At 58.2% G+C, this 21891-nt stretch carries 13 protein-coding genes and 2 pseudogenes; 6 read left to right on the forward strand and 9 right to left on the reverse strand.

Going from position 1 to position 21891, the window contains the following annotated elements:
* Positions 1–537 precede the first annotated feature (537 nt).
* On the forward strand, positions 538–9192 hold the full coding sequence (locus KVG88_RS17670) for a glycoside hydrolase family 94 protein (protein ID WP_217872147.1): 8655 nt from the start codon (positions 538–540) through the stop codon (positions 9190–9192).
* A gap of 74 nt (positions 9193–9266) precedes the next feature.
* Entirely contained in the window at positions 9267–9992 is a 726-nt protein-coding gene (locus tag KVG88_RS17675) for a Crp/Fnr family transcriptional regulator (RefSeq protein ID WP_217872148.1), read from the forward strand.
* A 396-nt stretch (positions 9993–10388) separates the two neighbouring features.
* Here the strand turns inward: KVG88_RS17675 and KVG88_RS17680 are convergent, their stop codons facing one another.
* From KVG88_RS17680 to KVG88_RS17700, 5 genes are read right to left on the reverse strand one after another with little or no spacing between them, the layout of a single operon-like run.
* Positions 10389–10925, reverse strand: coding sequence for a carboxymuconolactone decarboxylase family protein (locus KVG88_RS17680; protein ID WP_217872149.1), 537 nt, complete (start codon positions 10923–10925; stop codon positions 10389–10391).
* Positions 10926–10960: 35 nt separating this feature from the next.
* Positions 10961–11968 (reverse strand): zinc-binding alcohol dehydrogenase family protein, encoded by a 1008-nt coding sequence (locus KVG88_RS17685; protein WP_217872150.1) that lies wholly within the window; start codon positions 11966–11968, stop codon positions 10961–10963.
* Positions 11969–12000: 32 nt separating this feature from the next.
* Positions 12001–13035, reverse strand: a complete 1035-nt coding sequence (locus KVG88_RS17690; RefSeq protein WP_217872151.1) for an alcohol dehydrogenase catalytic domain-containing protein — start codon at positions 13033–13035, stop codon at positions 12001–12003.
* A gap of 10 nt (positions 13036–13045) precedes the next feature.
* On the reverse strand, positions 13046–13765 hold the full coding sequence (locus tag KVG88_RS17695) for a hypothetical protein (RefSeq protein WP_217872152.1): 720 nt from the start codon (positions 13763–13765) through the stop codon (positions 13046–13048).
* Positions 13762–14625: an alpha/beta fold hydrolase gene (locus KVG88_RS17700; protein WP_217872153.1), complete on the reverse strand. Its 864-nt coding sequence runs from the start codon at positions 14623–14625 to the stop codon at positions 13762–13764. The genes KVG88_RS17695 and KVG88_RS17700 overlap by 4 nt, the downstream gene beginning before the upstream one ends.
* A 377-nt stretch (positions 14626–15002) precedes the next feature.
* Here KVG88_RS17700 and KVG88_RS17705 point away from each other — a divergent pair, with 377 nt between their 5' ends.
* Positions 15003–15941 carry a GlxA family transcriptional regulator gene (locus tag KVG88_RS17705; RefSeq protein WP_217872155.1) on the forward strand — a complete coding sequence of 313 codons (939 nt, stop codon included), beginning with the start codon at positions 15003–15005 and terminating at the stop codon, positions 15939–15941.
* A gap of 77 nt (positions 15942–16018) precedes the next feature.
* Here KVG88_RS17705 and KVG88_RS17710 read toward each other — a convergent pair.
* A pseudogene (locus tag KVG88_RS17710) lies at positions 16019–16308 on the reverse strand (IS30 family transposase); the annotation flags it as partial.
* A 5-nt stretch (positions 16309–16313) separates the two neighbouring features.
* Complete coding sequence (locus KVG88_RS17715) at positions 16314–17288, reverse strand: 2-hydroxyacid dehydrogenase (RefSeq protein ID WP_217872156.1); 975 nt, start codon at positions 17286–17288, stop codon at positions 16314–16316.
* Between the two features lie 35 nt (positions 17289–17323).
* Here KVG88_RS17715 and KVG88_RS17720 point away from each other — a divergent pair.
* Both KVG88_RS17720 and KVG88_RS17725 read left to right on the forward strand, forming a co-directional pair.
* Positions 17324–17614 (forward strand): annotated as a pseudogene (locus KVG88_RS17720) (xanthine dehydrogenase family protein molybdopterin-binding subunit); the annotation flags it as partial.
* Between the two features lie 29 nt (positions 17615–17643).
* Complete coding sequence (locus KVG88_RS17725; RefSeq protein WP_217872157.1) at positions 17644–18558, forward strand: LysR family transcriptional regulator; 915 nt, start codon at positions 17644–17646, stop codon at positions 18556–18558.
* 5 nt (positions 18559–18563) lie between these two features.
* On the opposite strand, the gene KVG88_RS17730 is transcribed toward KVG88_RS17725, so the two are convergent.
* Complete coding sequence (locus tag KVG88_RS17730) at positions 18564–19352, reverse strand: carboxymuconolactone decarboxylase family protein (RefSeq protein ID WP_217872159.1); 789 nt, start codon at positions 19350–19352, stop codon at positions 18564–18566.
* The gene (locus KVG88_RS17735) at positions 19349–19840 is read right to left on the reverse strand and encodes a (R)-mandelonitrile lyase (protein WP_217872160.1); all 492 of its coding nucleotides are present in this window, start codon (positions 19838–19840) and stop codon (positions 19349–19351) included. The genes KVG88_RS17730 and KVG88_RS17735 overlap by 4 nt, the downstream gene beginning before the upstream one ends.
* Positions 19841–20182: 342 nt before the next feature.
* On the opposite strand from KVG88_RS17735, the gene proP reads away from it, so the two are divergent.
* Positions 20183–21685 (forward strand): glycine betaine/L-proline transporter ProP, encoded by a 1503-nt coding sequence (gene proP / locus KVG88_RS17740; RefSeq protein WP_150700736.1) that lies wholly within the window; start codon positions 20183–20185, stop codon positions 21683–21685.
* Positions 21686–21891 lie beyond the last annotated feature (206 nt).

The raw sequence follows: 21891 nt of genomic DNA on the forward strand, positions 1-21891 counted from the left end.
GCACAACGTCCGAGAGCGCTGAGCACGGACATTCACACGAGTAACCCCCTAAGGCCTGAATGCAGCTTCGCTACATTCGGGCCACACCTTCGATCACAGCGCCCAGTTGAATCCACAGCCGTTTTTTGCCCCTCGTGAAAAGCAGAAATCGGCCAGAAGCTGTCGTTCACAATTCCAATCGATTCGCCTTGGCTCCGAGGCGAAGCTGATGAACAATTTAAAATGTCGATCCGTCAGTACCTACCGGCGCACCACCCAAAGCCCATCTCGATGCATCCAAAAAATATGAACCGCTTTTAGCCGCGCGCGCCTAATGACCAGCTTGCGGACAGCAGCGGTCATTGCGAATGCAAGGCGTGAGCTGAGGCGCTGCGGTCCGGCTATGTTCGCCAGCGAACAGACGGGCAGCCCTCCTGGTCCTCAAACTCCAGTCTGAAAAGCTACGTCCAAAAGGCGCTGCTCGGTGCTGGCGCAATGCGTTGGCGCACTTCTCAAAATGCGCGCAATTGTATTCGTGCGTTTCAGGCGCAGGACTTTATGAACAGCATATGGACACGCATACAGAGGGCGCTTTCCCGCTCGTCCGGCTTTTGGCGAACCGGTCGCTATTCCCGTACCCGATTCGAGTACGAACCGATCTTGCGTTCGGAGCTTTTCAGCGCCGATCAGATGGCGACTCACGGCATCGCCCTTGCCGGGCAGCATCGCCTGACGGCGTTATCCGCACGGGACTCGATGCTGAGCAGACTCGATGATAACGAGCAACTGCTCAAACGCAGTTGTACCGCGCTGACCAACGCGCAAATGTCCAGTAGAAGGGTAACGCCCGCAGCAGAATGGTTGCTGGATAACTTTTTTCTGGTCGAGGATCACATCCGCACCGCCAGAACGCATCTACCCAAGGGCTACAGTCGTGAATTGCCACGTCTGCTCAATGGCCCATCTGCCGGGCTGCCGCGCGTTTATGACATTGCGCAGGAGACCATCTCCCATGGGGATGGCCGAGTCGATGAGCAAAGCCTGAGCCGCTTCATTTTTTCCTATCAGACCGTGATGCCACTGGCGCTTGGGGAGCTGTGGGCGATACCGATCATGTTGCGTCTGGCGCTGATCGAAAACCTGCGGCGAGTGGCCTCGCGGGTCATGGCCAACGCCGACGATCGCAATCTGGCCGATGACTGGGCCGAGCGTCTGATCGAAACCTCGGAGCGTGACAACAAGAATGTGGTGTTGACCGTTGCCGACATGGCCCGCTCCACGCCGCCCATGACCCCGGCCTTCGTCGCCGAATTCACCCGCCGCCTGCAGGGTCAGAGCGCTGCCCTGGCCCTACCGCTGAACTGGATTGAGCAGATGCTCAGTGAGACCGGTTCCAGCATCGAACGCCAGGTGCAACTGGATGCGCAACAACAGGCAGCAGATCAGGTGTCCATCAGCAACAGCATCGGCAGCTTGCGCTTGCTGTCGGCCACAGACTGGCGCGAGTTCGTAGAATCGATGAGTCATGTGGAACAGATCCTCAGTGAAGATCCGGCGGCGGTCTACCGGGCGATGGATTTTGGTACCCGTGACAGCTACCGACATGTCATTGAACGCCTTGCCCGAAGAAGCCCCCAGCACTCGGAAATCCAGGTCGCCCGGGTGGCGATCAATCTCGCCAGCGCCTCTACCACTTCGGTCTCCTGCAAACTGCTGGCTCGTCACGTCGGCTATTACCTGATCGGCGCAGGGCTGCCGACGCTGGAACGACGTATCAACGCCCGGGTGCCGCTGCATGAGCGCTGGAAGCGCTTATTGCAGCAGTCGCCGCTGATTTTTTATCTGTCACCCGTGGCTTTTCTGACGTTCATCTTCGCCTGGCCGCTGTTGGCCTCTGCACAACGCGACGGGATGCCGCCGATGGCGCTTCTGGTGTTGGCGATACCCTGCCTGATCATGACCAGTCGACTGGCGATCGGGCTGATCAACTGGTTGGTGACGTTCAGCCTGGTGCCGGCAGTGTTGCCGAAAATGGATTACGCCAGCGGTATTCCCGATGCCGCGAGAAGCCTGGTGGCGATCCCGACGCTGATCGCCAGCCTGGCCGATGTGGACGAGTTGGTGGAAGGCCTGGAAGTGCGCTTTCTCGCCAACCGCGACAGCAACCTGTATTTCGCCTTGCTCAGCGATTTCCTGGATGCCGCGCAAGCGTCGGAGCCTCAGGACGCCGAGCTGCTGACCCAGGCTACCCGTGCAATCACCCTGCTCAACCAAAAGTACGCAGACGGCTTGGGCGACCGGTTCTTCCTGTTGCACCGGCCGCGTCGCTGGAACGCAAGTGAACGGGTGTGGATGGGCCATGAGCGCAAACGCGGCAAGTTGATCGAGCTCAATGCCTTGTTGCGCGGCCAGGGAAAGGAACGTTTCGATGCCATTATCGGCGACATCACGCCGTTGAGCGGGGTGCGTTACGTGATCACCCTGGACACCGACACCCTGTTACCGCGCGATGTCGCCCGCCAATGCGTCGCGGCGATGATGCACCCATTGAATCGTCCGTTATTCGATAGCGCTGGCGAGCAGATCATGTCCGGCTACGCCGTGTTGCAACCCCGAGTCGGTATCAGCTTGACCAGTGCCACGCGCTCGATCTACGCCCGGCTGTTCGGTAGCGATGCCGGGGTCGATCCGTACACCCGGGCGGTGTCGGACGTTTATCAGGATCTGTTCCAACAAGGCTCGTTCATCGGCAAGGGCATCTACGATGTGGATGCGTTTACCTGCGCGTTGGAAGGTTGCTTGCCGGATAACCAGATTCTCAGCCACGACTTGATCGAAGGCTGTTACGCCCGATCCGGGCTGCTCAGCGATGTGCAACTTTACGAGCAATACCCCTCGCGCTTCGGTGCCGATGTCAAACGACGGCATCGCTGGGTTCGCGGCGACTGGCAGTTGCTGCCGTGGACACTGCCCTGGGTGCGCAACGCCGAGGGGGACTGGGTGCACAACCGGCTGAGCGTCATGGCACGCTGGAAGATTCTGGACAATCTGCGACGCAGTCTGGAACCGTTGGCGCTATTGCTGATGCTTTCATGGGGATGGTTCGCCAGCAGCGCGCCCCTCGTCTGGACGCTTACAGTCGTCGGGTTGCTGGTGATTCAGCCGTTGCTCCGTGCGGTGACCGACCTGATGCAGCCCCCCGCGAATGTGCCCTATGGGCAGTACTTGCAGGCGCTGCTGGGTGATCTGGGACAGGACCTTGTCAGGGCTGGCCTGGCGCTCGCCTGGCTGCCCTTCGAGATGTTCTATAGCGCCGATGCAGTCTTGCGTTCCCTCTGGCGAATCGTCTTCAGCCGCCGCCGGCTGTTGCAATGGCAGCCCTCGCGCGAGGTGGAGCGCAGCACTGAAAACCGGCTGTCCGGCCTCTACCGCCAGATGTGGATCGAGCCGGTATCGGCCCTGGTCTCGCTGGCCTTGCTGGCGGACCACCCGCAGACGCTGGCCATTGCCAGTCCCCTGCTGTTGTCGTGGTTCGCCGGGCCCTGGATCGCCTGGCGACTCAGCTCGGCCCCCAAACAGTCGGTGTTCGAACCCTCGGCAGAGCAATTGCGCTTCCTGCGGTTGCTGGCGCGCAAAACCTGGGCATTCTTCGATCAATACGTCGGGCCCGAGGATCACTGGTTACCACCGGACAACGTGCAGGAAGAACCCAGACCCGCCATTGCCCATCGCACCTCGCCCACCAATATGGGCATGTCTTTGCTCGCTCACTTGGCCGCTCATGACTTCGCTTACTTGAGCACCGAACGGCTGCTGACACGGTTGGCGGCGTCGCTGGACAGCATGGACGGTCTGGAGCGTTATCGGCAGCACTTCTACAACTGGTACGACACGCAGACCCTGAAGCCCCTGCACCCACTTTACGTGTCCACCGTAGACAGCGGAAATCTGGCCGGTCTGCTGCTAACCCTGAGCGCCGGCCTGACGCAGCTGGCAGACGCTCCGTTGTTCGGCCCAGCGGTGATCAAGGGCCTGCGCGACACGCTGGATATTCTTGCAGAGGCCCAGCGTGCTGCGGGCGCTGATGAAGCATCGCTCAATGAACTGCGAAAAATGCTTGAGCAGGCCCCGACAGCGATCCCCCCCGAGGCGCTGGAAGACTTGTTGCACGCGGCTTGCAAGAAGCTGGCGGACACACCCGCGGGCGTTGACGAAGAAAGTCTCTACTGGAGCGAAGTGTTCAGCCGTCAATGCATCGACTGGTCAGAAGAACTGCAGCGCTATCGACTCCCTGCCCCCTTGCTTGGCACTCACGCAGCACTGCGCAGCTTGCGACAACTGGCAGACCTGAACCTCGCCGACTGGGCAGCGGAACATCAGCTTCAAGTCGAGCGAGTGCAAAGTGCAGCCAGGAAGAGTCTGCAAACCCTGGAGCGTCTGACACAGTTATCGACCTCACTGGCGCAAATGGACTTCTCGTTGCTGTTCGACCACCAGCGTGACCTGTTCGTCATCGGTTACAACGCCGATGACCGCAGGCTCGATAGCGGTTATTACGACCTGCTGGCTTCCGAGGTACGGCTGACCAATTACGTGGCCATCGCTCAAGGGCAAATCCCCCAACGCGCCTGGTTCACCCTGGGAAGGCTGCTGGGAGAAAACGCTGGCGTACCGACGTTACTGTCCTGGTCAGGTTCAATGTTCGAATACCTGATGCCCATGCTCGTCATGCCCAACTATGACGGCAGCCTGCTGGACCAGACGTGCCGCGCCGCCGTGGCGGTGCAGATCGAACACGGCAACCTGCTGGGCATTCCCTGGGGTGTTTCAGAGTCGGGTTATTACACCCTCGATGCCCATTTCAATTATCAATATCGCGCCTTCGGTGTACAGGCCCTGGGACTCCAGCGCGGGCTGAGCAATGACGTCGTGATAGCGCCTTACGCCAGCGCCCTGGCGTTAATGGTCGATGCCGATGCGGCCTGCAAAAACCTGCAGCGACTCGCCCTGCAAGGCTCTTCGGGGCGGTTTGGGTTGTATGAGGCGGTCGACTACACCGAGGCCCGCTTGCCACGTGGCCAAAACGCCGCCGTGGTCCGCTCGTTCATGGCGCATCACCAGGGCATGAGTTTTCTGGCCTTGACCAGCCTTTTGCTCGATCAACCCATGCAACGACGCTTCGAGGCGGACCCCGCGCTGCAATCGGCGCTGCTGCTGTTGCAGGAACGCGTGCCCAAATCCGCCGCGCCGTATTTGCAAACCGCACAGTCGCCGGTGCTCGGCGATGGCGGCCAGAGCCAGGACGCCGGGCTTCGGGTGTTCGCTGACCCGGGCCGTAAACGTCCTGCCGTGCAACTGCTCTCCAACGGTCGCTTCCATGTCATGTTGACCAGCGGGGGCGGTGGATACAGCCGCCGCCACGACATGGCCGTCACCCGTTGGCAGGAGGATATTTCCCAGGACAATTGGGGGATGTTCTGTTACCTGCGCGACGTGCAGTCCAATGCGTTCTGGTCGGCCGCACATCAACCCACGTTGCGTCAGACCGAGAGCCACGAAGCGATCTTCAGCGACTCCCGGGCAGAGTTCCGGGCGCGTAACCTGGATTTCGACACGCACATGGAGATTGTCGTTTCGCCTGAAGACGACATCGAACTGCGCCGCCTGCATGTCACCAATCGAGCGTCATCATCCAAGACACTTGAAATCACCACGTATGCCGAAGTTGTGCTGACGTCCCCCGCCAGTGACGCCATGCACCCGGCGTTCAGCAAGCTGTTCGTGCAGACCGAACTGCTGCCGGAGCTCCAGGCCATTGTCTGCAGCCGCCGTCCCCGGGCCAGCGATGAACCCACGCCCTGGATGTGCCATTTGCTGGCGGCACACGGCGTGGACATCGATGCGATCTCGTATGAAACCGATCGTGCCCGCTTCATCGGTCGAGGGCGCAGCCTGGTGTCACCTGCCGCTCTCGATGCCGATTGCCTGCACTTGTCAGGCAGCGCAGGCCCGGTGCTGGACCCGGTAGTCGCGATTCGCTGCAGGATTACCTTGCAACCCGGCCAACAGGCCACCATCGACCTGGTCACCGGCGTCGCCGACAGCCGTGATGACTGCCTCTACCTGATCAACAAATACCGCGACCGCCACCTCGCCGACCGGGTGTTCGACCTGTCCTGGACCCATAGCCAGGTGTTGCTGCGCCAGCTCAACATCTCGCTGACCGACGCCCGCCTGTTCGAACAGATGGCCTCGTCGCTGCTGTATGCGAACACCTCGATGCGCGCCGACAACGCCGTGCTGATCGCCAATCGGCGCAATCAGTCGGGGCTGTGGGGTCAGGCGATCTCCGGCGACCTGCCCATTGTTTTGCTACAAATCCAGAGCCTGGACAACATCGCCCTGGTGCGGCAGTTGATTCAGGCCCACGCCTATTGGCGGCAAAAAGGACTGGTGGTCGACCTGTTGATCTGGAACGAGGACCAGGCCGGTTATCGCCAGCAACTGCAGGACGCCATCATGGGTTTGATCACTTCCGGCAGTGAAGCCACCCTGCTGGATCGTCCGGGCGGGATTTTTGTACGTGCAGTGCAACAGCTGTCGAACGAAGATCGCGTGCTGGTGCTCTCAGTTGCCAGGTTGGTGTTGAACGAAGGTTCGGGCAGCCTGGCGGAGCAGATTCATCGTCGCAAAGTATCGCCGGTACACGCGCCATTCATTGCAACGCGGCAATATCAGACGCGGCCGGCCCTCACTCAGCCCAAACCTTCGGCGCTACTTCTGGACAACGCGTATGGCGGGTTCAGCGCCGATGGCAGTGAATACATCATCAGCGGGCTGGCGGCCAATCCGACACCGGCCCCATGGGTCAACGTGATCGCTAACGCACACTTCGGTACGGTGGTCTCCGAAACCGGCAGCGCCTACACCTGGGCCGAAAATGCGCATGAGTTTCGCCTGACGCCCTGGCACAACGACCCGGTCACCGATCGAGGTGGTGAAGCCATTTATCTGCGGGATGAAGAGACCGGGCACTTCTGGTCTGCCGCACCTCAACCCTGCCCTGGAAAAGGCGCTTACCAGACGCGCCACGGTTTCGGTTACAGCGTGTTCGAACATGAAGAGGACGGTATTCACAGCGAGTTGTGGATCTATGTGGCGCTGGATGCACCGATCAAATTCTCACGGCTTTTGTTGAGCAACCGCTCGGGACGCACCCGATCACTGTCGGTCACTGGCTATGCAGAGTGGGTTTTGGGCGATCTGCGCAGCAAAGCGGCGATGCATGTGGTCACCCAGTCCGACCCGGCCACCGGCGCCCTCTTCGCCCGCAACGCCTACTCTGTGGAGTTTTCCGAGCGGGTGGCGTTTTTCGACACCGATACCGTCGATCACGGTGTGAGCGGTGATCGAACGGAATTCGTTGGCCGCAGCGGCACCCTGGCCTCCCCGGCAGCGATGCAACACGCCGGGTTGTCCGGGCGCATGGGGGGCGGCCTGGACCCTTGTGCGGCCCTGCAAGTGTCGGTCGATCTCACCGATGGCGAGACCAGGGAAGTCATCCTGCGCCTGGGGGCAGCCACTTCGAGCAACGACGCCACCCGGCTGGTGCAGCGATATCGGGGCAGCGTAACCGCCGCCGAACAGTTACAAAAGGTTCGGGAACACTGGCGCTCGTTGCTCGGGGTCATTCGTATCGAAACCGACGCTCCCGCGGTCGATGTCATGGTCAACGGCTGGCTGATGTATCAGATCATCGCCTGCCGTTTCCAGGCCCGAAGCGGCTATTACCAATCGGGAGGTGCCATCGGTTTTCGCGACCAGTTGCAGGACAGCATGGCAATGATCCACGCCGATCCGGCGGCTGTGCGCGCGCATCTGTTGCTGTGTGCCGGCCATCAGTATGTGGAGGGCGACGTGCAGCATTGGTGGCATCCGCCGATGAATCGAGGTGTTCGTACCGCCTGCTCCGATGACTTTCTATGGCTGGTAGCCGCCACCAACCGCTATGTTGAAATGACCGCGGACGTGGCTGTGCTCGAAGAGCCGGTCGGGTATCTGGAAGGACGCCAACTGGCGGCCGGAGAAGAGTCTTACTATGACCTGCCGGTGAGCTCGTCACTGCAAGAGTCGTTGTATCAGCACTGCGTACGCGCCATCGAACACAGCTTGCGCCGCGGTCATCATGGTTTGCCGTTGATGGGTTCCGGGGACTGGAACGACGGCATGAATCGCGTCGGCCAATTGGGTGAAGGTGAAAGTGTCTGGCTGGGTTTCTTCAGCTATCAGGTGTTGGAGCAATTTGCCGTGACTGCTCGCCTGTACGGTGATCACCCCTTCGCCCAACGCTGCAGCGACAGCGCAGCAACACTGCAACGCAACCTTGAACACAGTGCCTGGGATGGCGCCTGGTACCGCCGCGCCTGGTTCGATGACGGGCAACTGCTCGGCTCGGCGAGCAACGATGAGTGTCGCATTGATTCCATTGCCCAAAGCTGGTCGGTTCTGTCCACTGCCGGCTCAGCCAATCGCCAGATCAAGGCCATGCAGTCACTGGACGAACATTTGATCAAGCGCGAAATCCGCGCCGTATTGCTACTTGACCCACCCTTTGACAAGGGTGCACTGGACCCGGGCTATATCAAGGGCTACGTACCTGGCGTGCGCGAAAATGGCGGGCAGTACACCCATGCTGCCGTTTGGGCGGGCATGGCGTTCGCGCAATTGGGGGATGCCGGCAAAGCGTGGGAGGTGCTGAATCTTATCAACCCGGCTGACCCTGCCAACGTCGCTCGAATAGACACCTACAGGGTCGAGCCGTATGTCATGGCCGCCGACGTCTACGGCGCCCCACCCCATGCCGGACGAGGTGGCTGGACCTGGTACACCGGTTCGGCCGGCTGGATGTACCGGCTGATTGTCGAGTCATTGTTGGGCGTACAACGCAGCGGTCACACGCTTAGTCTCGATCCGCTGATCCCCGTCGACTGGTCGGGCTTCAAGCTGCATTACCGCTTCGGTACAACCCTGTATCACTTCGATGTGCGTCAGGGCAGTTCGCCCCTCACCTTGATGACCCTCGACGGCCAGCCGTTGAGCGGCACGGCGCTGACATTGAAAGACGACGGCCTGCAGCGCTGGATCCGAGTGGATTGTCGCGCCCGATTACCCAGGCCACAGACGCTGGAGTTCGCGCAGGCCGTCGATGAGTAGACATTGATCACCGGCGTTGGCGTGGATGGGAGTACCCTGAGGCAGTACACCCCTTCCGCCACGGTGCTCTGCTCATGTCCGCCTCACCCCAGCCAAGCCACAATCACCTGCTGGCGGCCCTCCCGGCCGACGACCTTCAGCGCCTTGTTCCGCATCTGGAGCAGGTCACCCTGGGGCTGGGGGATGTGCTGTATGAACCGGGGGATACGCTGCGGCACGTTTACTTCCCGACCGACGCCATCGTTTCGCTGCTGCATGTCACGGAAAACGGCTCATCCGCGGAAATCGCCGTGGTCGGCAACGAAGGTTTGATTGGCATCGCCCTGTTTATGGGGGGTGAAAGCACCTCCAGTCGTGCGGTGGTGCAGAGTGCCGGTATTGCGTTTCGTCTGCCCGGGCAAAAGCTCAAGAAAGAGTTCAACCGTCACGGCGATCTGCTCCTGCTGATGCTGCGTTACACCCAGGCACTGATCACGCAAATGTCACAGACCGCCCTGTGCAATCGCCATCATTCGATCGATCAGCAACTATGTCGATGGCTACTATTGTCGCTGGACCGCCTACACAGTAACCGTCTGAACATGACCCAGGAACTGATTGCAAACATGCTGGGCGTACGCCGCGAAGGCGTCACCGAAGCGGCCGGTAAACTACAGCGCCAAGGTGTCATCGAGTACAGCCGGGGACAGATCACGGTACTGGACAGGGCCAGCCTCGAAAGGCTCAGCTGCGAGTGCTACCTGGTGGTCAAGACAGAGACAGACCGGCTGTTGCATTACACCCGCCGTCAGGATGAGTGATGCGCTGACGGCGCAGGGCTTTCAGAAAAACTGCAATATCCGCGAGTGGCCGTGGCGTCGGCGTATGAGCGCTCGGCCGTTGCGATTGTGGGTCGCTCGAACTGGCGCGCTACGGTACCAGAAGCACTGTTCTGGCCGCTCAACAGCAAGTCTGTGAAGGTAGCCGCGCAATTGCTTTCACCCGCCGTTCCATGGAAATTTTCCAGCAAGTGGGGGGTAACTGCACCGACTTGCCCCCCATTTGCATTCGACCTGACCAGTCATGTGCACCGTAATTGACCAGCAAGATTCGTGGAGACATGACCGGCAGAGATCGGCCAAAAGCAGTCGTTCGAGAACAACCGCTTTAGACCCCGAACAATAGATGCCCCGGTCATCTCTGAAACGGCTTAAACCTCACGCTGGCTCAGGAAAATCGACAACAGTCTCGTTGATGCGATTGAAGACGTTGGTAAAAGTAATCACGGAGATTGCCAGGCCAATGTGAACGATCTCCTCACCACCGTATCCAGCCTCCTGAAGCGACTGCACCTGCGACTGCGCAACGGTTCCAGGATTGAGTGTCAGGCTGCGCGTGAAAGCAACCAACGTGTCTCTCCGGGTATCCCCGGTGGACTGGCCGGCACGTATCTGACGCATTGTGCTGGCGGACAGTCCCACCATTTTTCCGACCATGCTATGGGCCGCAACGCAGTAGTCACAGCCGGACAGTTCACTGAGCACCAGCTTGATCGTTTCCTGATCGGGTTTGCTCAGTGGTCCGCCCGCCAAAACTCTATCGGCGGCCAGCATCGACTTCAGCGCTTCAGGCGCAAGGGTTGCCAGTGTTGCGTAAGCGTTAGGGATTCTGCCCAACGCCTGCTTGATATTCGTGTAGACCTCAGCGGTAGCGCCGCTGGCCTGATCCGTCGGAATTGCAGTGAAGTGTGTCATTGATCAATCTCTTGGGTAACCGGTGACCGGTTGGATTAGAAGCCTTCCAGAACGATCTTGCCTTTGGATTTGCCGCTTTCGATCAGGGCATGAGCGCGTCGAAGGTTTTCAGCATTGATGGTTCCGAAGTTTTCGCCCAACGTGGTTTTCAACACCCCGCTGTCGAGCAGTTCAGCCACTCGATTCAGCAACTGATGCTGTTTGAACATCGCTTTCGTACGGTACATCGAGCGCGTGAACATGAACTCCCAATGAAGCGAGATCGACTTGCGCTTGAGCGGCATTGCATCCAATGACGCCGGATCGTCGATCAGCGCGAGATTGCCTTCTGGCTTGATCAAACCGATGAGTTGCTCGTAGTAGGTCTCGGTATGGGTCAGGCTGATCACATGATCGACCTCGCCCAGCCCCAGCGCATTTAGTTGAGGATGCAGCGGCTCGCGGTGATCAATCACGAAATGCGCGCCCAGTTCGCTGACCCACTCTTTGGTGGCCTGTCGCGAGGCGGTGCCGATAATGGTCAGTGCTGTCAGTTGGCGTGCCAGTTGCACGAGAATCGAACCCACCCCACCACCGGCCCCGATCACCAGCAGGCTTTGCCCGTTGCCAGTGCCTTGTTCGATCTTCAGGCGATCAAACAACAGCTCCCAAGCGGTGATGCTGGTCAGTGGCAAAGCAGCCGCGTGAGCCGCAGGAATCGATGATGGGCGGTGGCCGACGATACGCTCATCGACCAGACCGTATTCGGCATAACTGCCTGCACGTGTGATGTCGCCGGCGTACCAGACTTCATCGCCGACCTTGAACAGACTGACTTCAGCGCCGACTGCCTCGACTTTTCCGACGGCGTCCCAGCCCAATACGCGTGGTCCGTCGGTCGGCATGCTCAGGCGCAATTTGCTATCGACAGGATTCACCGAAATGGCCTGGATTTTTACCAGCAAGTCATGCGCCCCCGGCTGAGGTACGGGCAGTTCGATATCGTAGAGGGATTGCGGATCGTTAATGGACAATCCCGCCTGATCGTAGGCTATCGCTTTCATGGCTGTTCTCCTTAATAACGGGAATCGGACGATTACGCTTTATCCGGGGACATGACTAAAACCGCACGCAAACGCACATCGGCTCGCATCATCCGGTCATAAGCTTCTTGCGCCTGATCGAGGGAGAAGGTTTCGATCAATGGGCGGATGTTCTGCAGGCTGGCGAAAGCCAGCGTCTGCTCGTTGTCTGGCACACTGCCGGTCAGGGCACCGACCACAGAGCGAGCACCGAAGATCAGGTCGGTTGCATTCAGGGTGATGGGGTCACCCGGCACCGCGACGACAATCAACTGTCCGCGAGGCGTCAACCCTGGTACGGTCTGCGCCATTCCTTGCCCCGTGGGTGCGGTGCCCAGTACCACTTTGGCGCCACCGAGGGAGCGCAGCACGTCGGTGACATTTTCTTCGGTAGCGTCGATGTACCGATGAGCGCCCAAGGCCAGGGCTTGCTCGGCCTTGTCGGCGCCGCGTGCGATCGCCACGGTATAGAAGCCCATTTTTCGGGCGAACTGCACCCCCAGATGACCCAAACCACCGAGCCCATGGATGGCCACCACGTCGCCGGCTCGAGCGTTGGAGTTGCGTAACGCATTGAAGGTGGTCAACCCGGCGCAAAGCAACGGGGCGGCCTCGGCAGCCTCCAGTTCTTCCGGTATCCGCACCAGACCCCGGGCCTCGGCCAGCATGATTTCGGCATAACCGCCGTCGACGTTCATGCCCGTGATCACCGGGTTATGACAGTTGATCCCGTCACCCTGACGGCAGGACGGGCAACTGCCGTCTTCGCCGCCGAGAAAGCCAACCCCGACACGCTGCCCGATCTGCCAGCCGTCGACGCCTGCACCCAACGCCTCGATTCGCCCGACGACTTCGTGGCCAGGAACGCGGGGGTAGCTGATTGCGCCGGTCAAATTCTCTACCGTCGCGCTGTCGGAATGACAGACACCACAAGCCTCGACCCGGATGCGCACCTGTCCGGGAGTCGGCGTGGGGATCTGACGTTCAATCAGTTGCAGTTGTCCGGGGGCGGTTGCTACTACGGCACGGTATGTTGTACGAGTTGTCATGAATCACCTGTTATTCGAATCGGAAATCGGAGAGATCCACGCCAACGATGAGGGGCTCGGCGACGGCGAGGTTATCGCCGGTGCGTGGATAGATGCGAAAGCGCGTCGGCATGCGCAGGCCTTGCACTTCGGTGTAGTCACTGAGGTAACGGACCGCAGCGTTGCGCCCCTGAATGTCGACCTCATAGTCATGACGGCGGAGCAACCCATCGCTATCGAAATAGAACGTCTGCACCGCGCTGTGGCTGGCGATCTCGGGAGCGAATTCGACACGCAGACGACGCCATGGCAATCCGTCGACGTACCAAGGCTCAATCTCTTCGGCGCGAACACCCGCGTGGCGAAGCAAGAAGGGCGAAGTCAGGTAGGTCCACATGGTGTAGCCGGCGAAGTAAGCCAGTTGGGTGCGCGACCAAGGTGTCTCCATCTCGAAACTGTCGAAGGACGCACGCGGTTCTTCGAGCGCTTCGGCAAGACTGCCATCCTCGTGAAGGACCTCGACACGCGACGGTGTGTAAACCGAATAATCGCTGCTGGGTGCGAACGGTCCGTGGGAGACCCGCTGTTGGTGAAGTTGGACGGTCACACGCGAATGGCTGAGTACACCGTCGCACTGCTTGAGCGCCCAAAGGCCTCCGCTGTGGTGCAAGGTGGCTGAAAGGCGCTGGAAAGACTTGAATCGCTCCAGACCGCCGGCGGCACGGATGGCCAGATCGATCAGATCGCTCATTGGTCTTCCTCGACGCTGGTGCTGACGAACGCAGCGATGTGCCGTGCGGCTGCACTCGGGTGCTGCAAGTGTGGACCGTGACCGGCACTCGGGAAGGTGACGAGATGCAACGTTGGAAGTTGATCGCTGAGGCTGTACCAGTTTTCAACCGGGAAGACGATGTCGTGATCCGCGCCCAAGTGCAATACCGGGATGGGGGTGGACTTCAGCACCTGCAGCACCGCGTCTGCCGGGAACATGGGATTCTTTGGAGCGTCGCCGAGTTGTTCTCCGGCCCACGAAGGGGGCACCTCGGGGCTTGCATCCTCCCTGACGATGCTCAAACGCTGCCAAGAGCGTTCGGCGCTGGCTCTTGACGACGCGGAGTCGGGCTCGAAAAACAGCCTGGTGAAGTCCTCAAAGTCGTTTTCGCGCTTCGCCATTTCATAGAACATGGCCTCACCAGGCTTGACCAGACTCCCCGGCGGCGTCGTTGCGAGCAGCACGACATGGCTGACCAATTGCGGCGCTTGTGCCAAAACGATCTGCGCAGCAATACCCCCAAGTGACCAACCCCCGATGATCACCTTCCCCAGCTTCAAGGCAGTGATGAGTTCAATGGCGTCTTTGGCCAGCGAAGCAGGGTTGTAAGTGCGTTCGCCAGTGGACTTTCCCAAACCGCTGTAGTCAAAAATCGTGACCTGGAAACCCTGTTCAACAAGGCTGTTGAGGAAGAGCGGGTCCCAAGACTCCATCGTGCCCCGGAATCTCACGCACAGAACCAGAGGTGTGCCGCTGCCAAAGGTGCGATAAGCGAGATGTCTGCCATTGATGTCTATGAATTGTGTGACGGCTTGTGCACTGAGGAATTGTTTATTCATGTCGTAACTTTCCAATGGAGTTGCTTTAGAGTTCTGGTGACTTCAGAAGACGCTCAACAACTTGGCCAACTATTGATTATGGCGATATAGGGTTCTCACAACACTATTGGTGTGGGGGGGGGGTGATTTATTTAAATTAAATAGGCGAGCGCGGACAAGATTGGACCAATACTCCAACTAAATAACCTGGCAACAGTTAAATAAGTTCGAAGAAAATCCGTGCCATTGGTCCGGATGAATTAGCATCCAGAATATTGGATTTAACATCATTACATCCGGCTTTATGCGCTACAGGTGTCACCAATATTGCATTGCGTTGACTTGAATTGAAACGACATTTATGGTCGTGTTTTCGGACATGGTGCGGGGAAACAGACATGCATCGGATCGGCTATTTCTTGACGGATGGTTTCCAGGTGATGGCGCTTGGAACTCAGTCTGTATTCGAATTCGCTAACGTGGTGGCCAAGGAAGAAATCTACCAGATCACCAACTATTCCATACTCGGCGGCGAGATCAGGTCGTCTGTCGGCGCTACGGTCAAAACGCAGCAGGCCAGCTCAGAAACACTAGCTGATACCTGGATGGTCTCCGGCATCGTCGATCCGTCGGCTCACAAGACCTCTGATGATGAATTGAAGTTCGTCAAAGCCACCGCCGGTGGAGCGCGACGCACTGCTGGTCTTTGTACCGGGGCATTCGTATTGGCCCAGGCAGGCCTGCTCGAAGGCCGTCGTGTCACGACACATTGGGCCTATGCCGAGCTCCTCAAGGCGCAATTTCCGAACACTCGGGTAGAGTCAGATCATATTTTCATCAACGACGGTTCGATCTGGACGTCAGCCGGGCTTTCAGCGGCGATGGATTTGGCTTTGGGTATCATCGAGAAAGACCTAGGGGAGGCAATAGCCAACAAGGTGGCTCGCGTTCTGGTCATGTATCACCGTAGATCAGGCGGTCAGTCGCAACATTCCCAGATGCTCGAAATTGCGCCAAGATCGGATCGCATACAAGTCACGCTGGATTACGCTCGTTCGAACCTTTCCGGTGCCTTGACCGTAGAAAATCTGGCCAAAGTCGCGCATCTCAGTGAGCGACAGTTCAGTCGCATCTTCTATTCGGAAACCGGCCTGTCTCCGGCCAAGGCCGTCGAAAAGCTTCGAATTGAGACCGCAAGGAACATGGTGGAGCGAGGACATCACTCGCTGGAAATTATCGCAAGGGAGACAGGCTTTCGCGACAGGCGCCATTTGCGTGAAGTCTTCATTCGTAAGCTGGGAGTAACTCCACAGTCGTTGAGGAGGGAAGCAAAGTAACTTGTTATCGAGTGATTAGCGTCTACATGACCTGGCCGAAAGCATGCATTCACAAATGGCCGCTTTCGGCTGTGGATTCAACCGGTCGATGCAACAGAATGGCTAAATCGTTCAGCGGGTGTTTCGTAGTCTAGTGTTTTCCGAGGGCGGCTATTTAGCTGCCTTGCGACTTCATTGAGCGTGGCTTGCGAGTGATCCGCAAGGTCGGTCCCTTTCGGGAAGTACTGCCTTAACAACCCGTTGGTGTTCTCGTTCGATCCCCGTTGCCAAGGACGATGAGGATCGCAAAATAGACCTTTATGTCGGTAGCCACCGTAAAGCGCTTAAGGTCAGCCATCTCTTTGCCGCGATCCCACGTCAGCGATTCGGTAATCACTGACGTAACGCTTGCGAATTAACGAGATCGCGAGGCCACTGACCTTCGAGCCCCATCAGCAAGTTGTCCAAGGCACGCTTGGCCATTGCGTCGCGGGTATCACTTGTTGCCGAGCCAATGTGAGGGACCGTAACGACGTTTTTCAGCTTAAAAAGCCTGGAATCTGTTAATGGCTCTTTTACGTAGACATCCAGGCCAGCCCCCCGAATCGTCTTTTCCTCAAGCGCTTGGATGAGCGCGTCCTGATCAACCACCGGACCACGAGAAACGTTGATCAAAATGCCCTCTGCCCCGATCAGCGCCAGCTCTTTTTGGCCGATGAGGTTTCTCGTCTCTGCGGTCAATGGCACGACCGGACAGACGAAATCAGACTCGCTTAATAGCTGTTCCTGCGGGACAAATCTTGCACCGAGCTCTTCCTCCAGCTGTGGTTTACGAGTTTTGCCGCTGTACAAGATATTCATGCCGAAGCCGAAACGTCCCCTGCGGGCGATGGCCTCTCCGATTTTGCCCAGGCCGATAATGCCCAAGGTCTTTCCATGCACATCACATCCAAAATGGGAGGCGTCGATTGTTTTTGACCAATTCCCATCTTTTGTCCAATCATCAAGCTCTGGGATACGTCTCGCTGTCGCGAGGATCAGGGCAAAAGCGAGATCAGCAGTGGTTTCGTTCAGCACATCTGGTGTATTGGTCAACATGATCCCTCTGCTATTGAGATAGCTGAGGTCATAGTTATCGTAACCCACCGAAATGCTGGAGATGATCTCAAGGTTTTTAGCCGACGCCAGCTCAACTTCACCCAGACGACGATTCCCACCGATCAGTCCATGAGCGTTGGGAAGGGCCGCTTCAAACTGAGCATCCATGTCACCCATCTCTGGGCTCATGATGACGATGTCGTACTTATCTGCGTAAGGCTCTAGCATGCTGGGTGAGACTCGGCTGAAGGCCAAGATTGTCTTTTTCATGACGCTTTATTACACCTGCCTCAAGTTCAATTGGCGCCGTTATGGAAGAAATGATTGTGGATCATCGCCTGGGTTTTTTCGTCAATCACGATCTGGCCGGCTACGAAGTACCGGTGCATGCCGATATCCCTCATCAGGAGGTCATTTTCCTCGATGAAGTAGACCCCTATGCAACGCCGCTTAAAGCTAAAGGTGTCGGCGAGCTTGGTATTTCCGGAGCAGCAGCGGCGATTGCCAACGCTGTCTATAACGCTACCGGCATAAGGGTTCGCGATTATCCCATTACGCTCGATAAGCTGATTGACCACTTGCCCGCCGTGGGCTGACCTTACCGCTCTTAGCTTCGGAGTCATCAATGCAACTCAGCCGCACGAACCTGGCAGATATTGTTTATTTCCTCGCCATCGCTCGGCATCAAAGCTTCAGAAAGGCGGGTCTTGAAGTGGGAATCAGTGCGTCCGCGCTGAGCCACGCCATGAAAGGACTGGAGGCGCGGCTTGGCGTTCGACTGCTCAATCGCACCACCCGAAGTGTGACGCTCACGGCCGCTGGCGAGGAGTTGCAAGGCCTCATCAGCGCTCCGGTGAATGACATCGGGCAAGCGCTGGAGACCCTTAACCGGTTACGTGATGAGCCCGCCGGGCGTATCCGCCTGAACGTCTTGAGCGACGGTGCAAAACTGCTGCTGGGCCCCGTGCTGCCGGTTTTTGTTGATCGCTATCCGGACATTGAGGTCGACCTCACCGTCACCAATCGAATGGTCGATGTTATCGGCGACGGGCATGATGCGGGAATTCGTTTCGGTGGGACGATTCCCGAAGACATGATCGCTCAGCGGCTCTCTCCCGATGTGGCCTGGGCAGTCGTCGGAACGACTGATTACCTTGAGCGATTCGGTACCCCGAAACATCCAGAAGATCTATACCAACATCGTTGCTTGCGCGTGCGGCTGGGTAATGCCCGCATCTACCATTGGCAATTCACGAAAGAGGGTCAACAGCTGGAGTTAGATGCACCTGGCCCCATCACGATCGATGAGACCCGCGTCGGTGTAGCGATGGCGATGCGCGGTGCCGGTTTAATGTATGTTCCGGCGTGGGTAGTCGAGCGCCAGATCGCGGAAGGCTCCCTGCGGCGAGTCCTCGAGGACTGGACTCACCACGACCCCGGTTTTCACATCTACTACTCAAGCTTCAGACAGGTTCCTGTGGGCCTTCGCCTCCTCATTGACCTCATCCGCGAACTGGAACCCCTGGGGCCACTTCCCTAACAACTTCAGCTCTCCTGCCGCTTGCTGAAGACATCGCCAAATACCGGCACCGCCGAAAATGCGTTAGGCCAGCCCGCATAAAAAGCGAGGTGTGACAGCAATTCGGAGGCCTCGGTTTGCGTCAGGCCATTGTCCATCGCACGGTTGAGGTGGTAACCGATCTGGGCAACCTGACCGTTTGCCACTAGCGTCGTGACCGTAATCAGGCTGCGGTCTCGGGGCGCAAGACCCGGTCGCAGCCACAGATCGTTGAATAACGCGCTGGTGGTGTATTGCACCAAACCGGGCGAAACCGGGCCAACGGATTTGTCGACAGCCGCAACGCGTGCGTCTTCAGCAGCCTGATTGATCGGCAGCAGGACGGGCGACACCGGCGCCAGTTGATCAGACCCTATCCCGTGCTTGTTAAAGACCTCTTTGGCAATCGGAGCCGCTCCAGCGGCATTACCCCAACCTGAATAAAACGCGAGATGGTTGATTGCTTCGGATAACTCCAAAGGCGTCACACCATTCTCCAGCGCCAGATCCAGGTGAGCGGCCAGCTCGGCTGTCTGACCTCTTGCAATCAGGACGGCCACCGTCGCCAGGCTTCGATCGCGGGGAGACAACTCTGAACGTTTCCACACCTCACCAAGAAGCAGGTGGTCGGCGTTGTGAGCCATTACGGGTGAAGTAGCACGAATATCGGCTGAAGTTGCCATGTGAGGAATTTCCTTGGTCATTGCCCCTTTCGGGGCAGCGCAGGCAGACAAGCAGATGGCTAAGCTTGCTACTGCAAATTTGCGAATAATCATAAAGAAGCGCCGTACTGCGCTTCGGTGACAGGCTCAAGCCACTCGACGTTCTTGCCGTCAAGCGCCTCTTGAATGGCCATGTGAGTCACGCCGGTTGTACTCGTTGCGCCATGCCAATGCTTGACGCCCGGGGGAGTCCAGATCACGTCTCCAGGCTTGATAACCTGTTTGTCGGCGCCCTCTTGTTGAACCCATCCGGTTCCCGTCGTGACCACCAACATTTGACCCAGCGGGTGGGTATGCCACATCGATCGCGCCCCTGGTTGAAAGGTCACATACCCTGCCGAGACTTTCGACGGTGTCCGTGCGGCGAAGAGAGGGTCAATTCGTACATTGCCCACGAAATTAGTGGGAGCACCGATGACTGATGCCTGCTCACCATTTCTCACGATAGTCATGGATTGCGCAGAGGAGGCATCGGCAGCGCAGGCGTTGAATGCGACGGCGGCCATCAGGGCAACTGCGGGCATGGATGCTCTTTGGCGCATCGGTAGCTCCTTACTGAATGAATAGAGTTGTGACCAACCTAATTCATGTCTCTACATTCAACTACCGGCTTTGCGGTTGATGCACCGATGAGTGTGACTCAACAATGCTGACCAAGCGCACCGGCATCCGGGGGTTTGTTGCGGTTCGAGCAGTCGCGTTGACAGCCGTTACTGCTAGAAATAAAACGCCGAGATGTGAATTTTTTCGTGCGCTCCTGTATCTGATCAAGAAAGAAGCCGTGCTATCAAAAAGATGGCATCGGTAAAGCAGGCTCGTCTGGCCTCCGCCACATCGCAGCTCAATGGGGTGCATCCGGACAGATCAGTTATAGAGTGGCTCGCATGAAATCAGCTGAGAAAGCCGTCAATCCGATCGGATTGGAAGACATCACCATCGTCGACGACGCAAAAATGCGTAAGGCGATCACCGCCGCTGCACTCGGCAACGCGATGGAGTGGTTCGATTTCGGCGTCTATGGTTTTGTTGCCTACGTTCTCGGCAAGGTATTTTTCCCCGGCGCCGATCCCGGCGTGCAGATGATTGCGGCGTTGGCCACCTTCTCCGTTCCCTTCCTGATCAGGCCTCTAGGCGGTTTGTTTTTCGGTACGTTGGGCGATAAGTATGGTCGGCAGAAAGTTCTGGCTGCCACCATCGTCATCATGTCTCTAAGCACCTTCGCCATCGGGCTGATTCCGTCGTATGCCTCGATTGGCATCTGGGCGCCGATTCTTCTATTGCTCGCAAAAATGGCCCAAGGTTTTTCAGTGGGGGGTGAATACACCGGCGCCTCGATCTTCGTCGCCGAATATGCTCCAGATCGCAAGCGCGGTTTCCTTGGCAGCTGGCTGGATTTTGGTTCTATCGCCGGCTTCGTCTTCGGCGCAGGTCTTGTCGTGCTGATTTCCACCATTCTCGGCGAAGAGCAGTTTGAGGCATGGGGCTGGCGCCTGCCGTTCTTCCTCGCTCTGCCCCTGGGCATGATCGGGCTCTACCTGCGTCACGCACTGGAGGAGACACCGGCGTTCCAACAGCATGTCGAGCAACTGGAACAGGGTGATCGCGAAGGCCTTGCCACAGGCCCGAAAGTCTCTTTCAAGGAGGTGGCCACCCAGCATTGGCGCAGTCTGATGACCTGCATTGGCGTAGTGGTGGCCACTAACGTCACCTACTACATGCTGCTCACCTACATGCCGAGCTACCTGACACACAACTTGCATTACAGCGAAAATCACGGCGTGTTGATCATCATCGCGATCATGGTCGGCATGTTGTTCGTCCAGCCGGTAATCGGGCTCATTAGCGACAAGATTGGCCGCCGCCCCTTCATTATCTTCGGCAGCGTCGGTTTGTTCTTCCTCGCCATCCCAGCCTTCATGTTGATCACCAGTGGCAAGATCGGCCTGATCTTTTCCGGTTTACTTGTGTTGGCAGTGCTGCTCAACTTTTTCATCGGCGTAATGGCTTCCACACTTCCGGCGATGTTCCCCACACACATCCGCTACAGCGCCCTGGCCAGCGCCTTCAATGTCTCGGTGTTGATCGCGGGTCTTACCCCCGCCGCCGTAGCCTGGCTGGTGGAAAGCACGGAAGATCTGTACATGCCGGCCTACTACCTGATGGTGATAGCCGTGGTGGGGCTGATTACCGGCGTGACGATGAAAGAAACAGCGAACAAACCATTGCGTGGTGCAGCGCCGGCGGCTTCCGACATTGAGGAAGCCCACGAATTGCTTCAGGAACATCACGACAACATCGAGCAGAAGATAGAGGACATCGACAAAGAAATTGCCGAGCTGGAAGCTAAACGCGAGCATCTCGTGCAGCAGCATCCGCGAATCGAATAGCGCGGCAGTGTTGGTTACGCCCTCTCATTTCCAGCGGCTGCAAAACAAAAGATCATTCGCCATACCCAAACCCTGTTGTTTCGAGGGGATGTGGATGTAAGCGAGCTGATCGTTCGGCCCACGGCGAGCCCTTTCTGCCAGGCGGTCCAAGCCACCAACCGAGCGTGCCAGCGCCTACAGAAATGCTTCCCACGGTCAGGAAATGG

Source organism: Pseudomonas azerbaijanoccidentalis (genome assembly GCF_019145495.1).
GTDB lineage: Bacteria > Pseudomonadota > Gammaproteobacteria > Pseudomonadales > Pseudomonadaceae > Aquipseudomonas > Aquipseudomonas azerbaijanoccidentalis.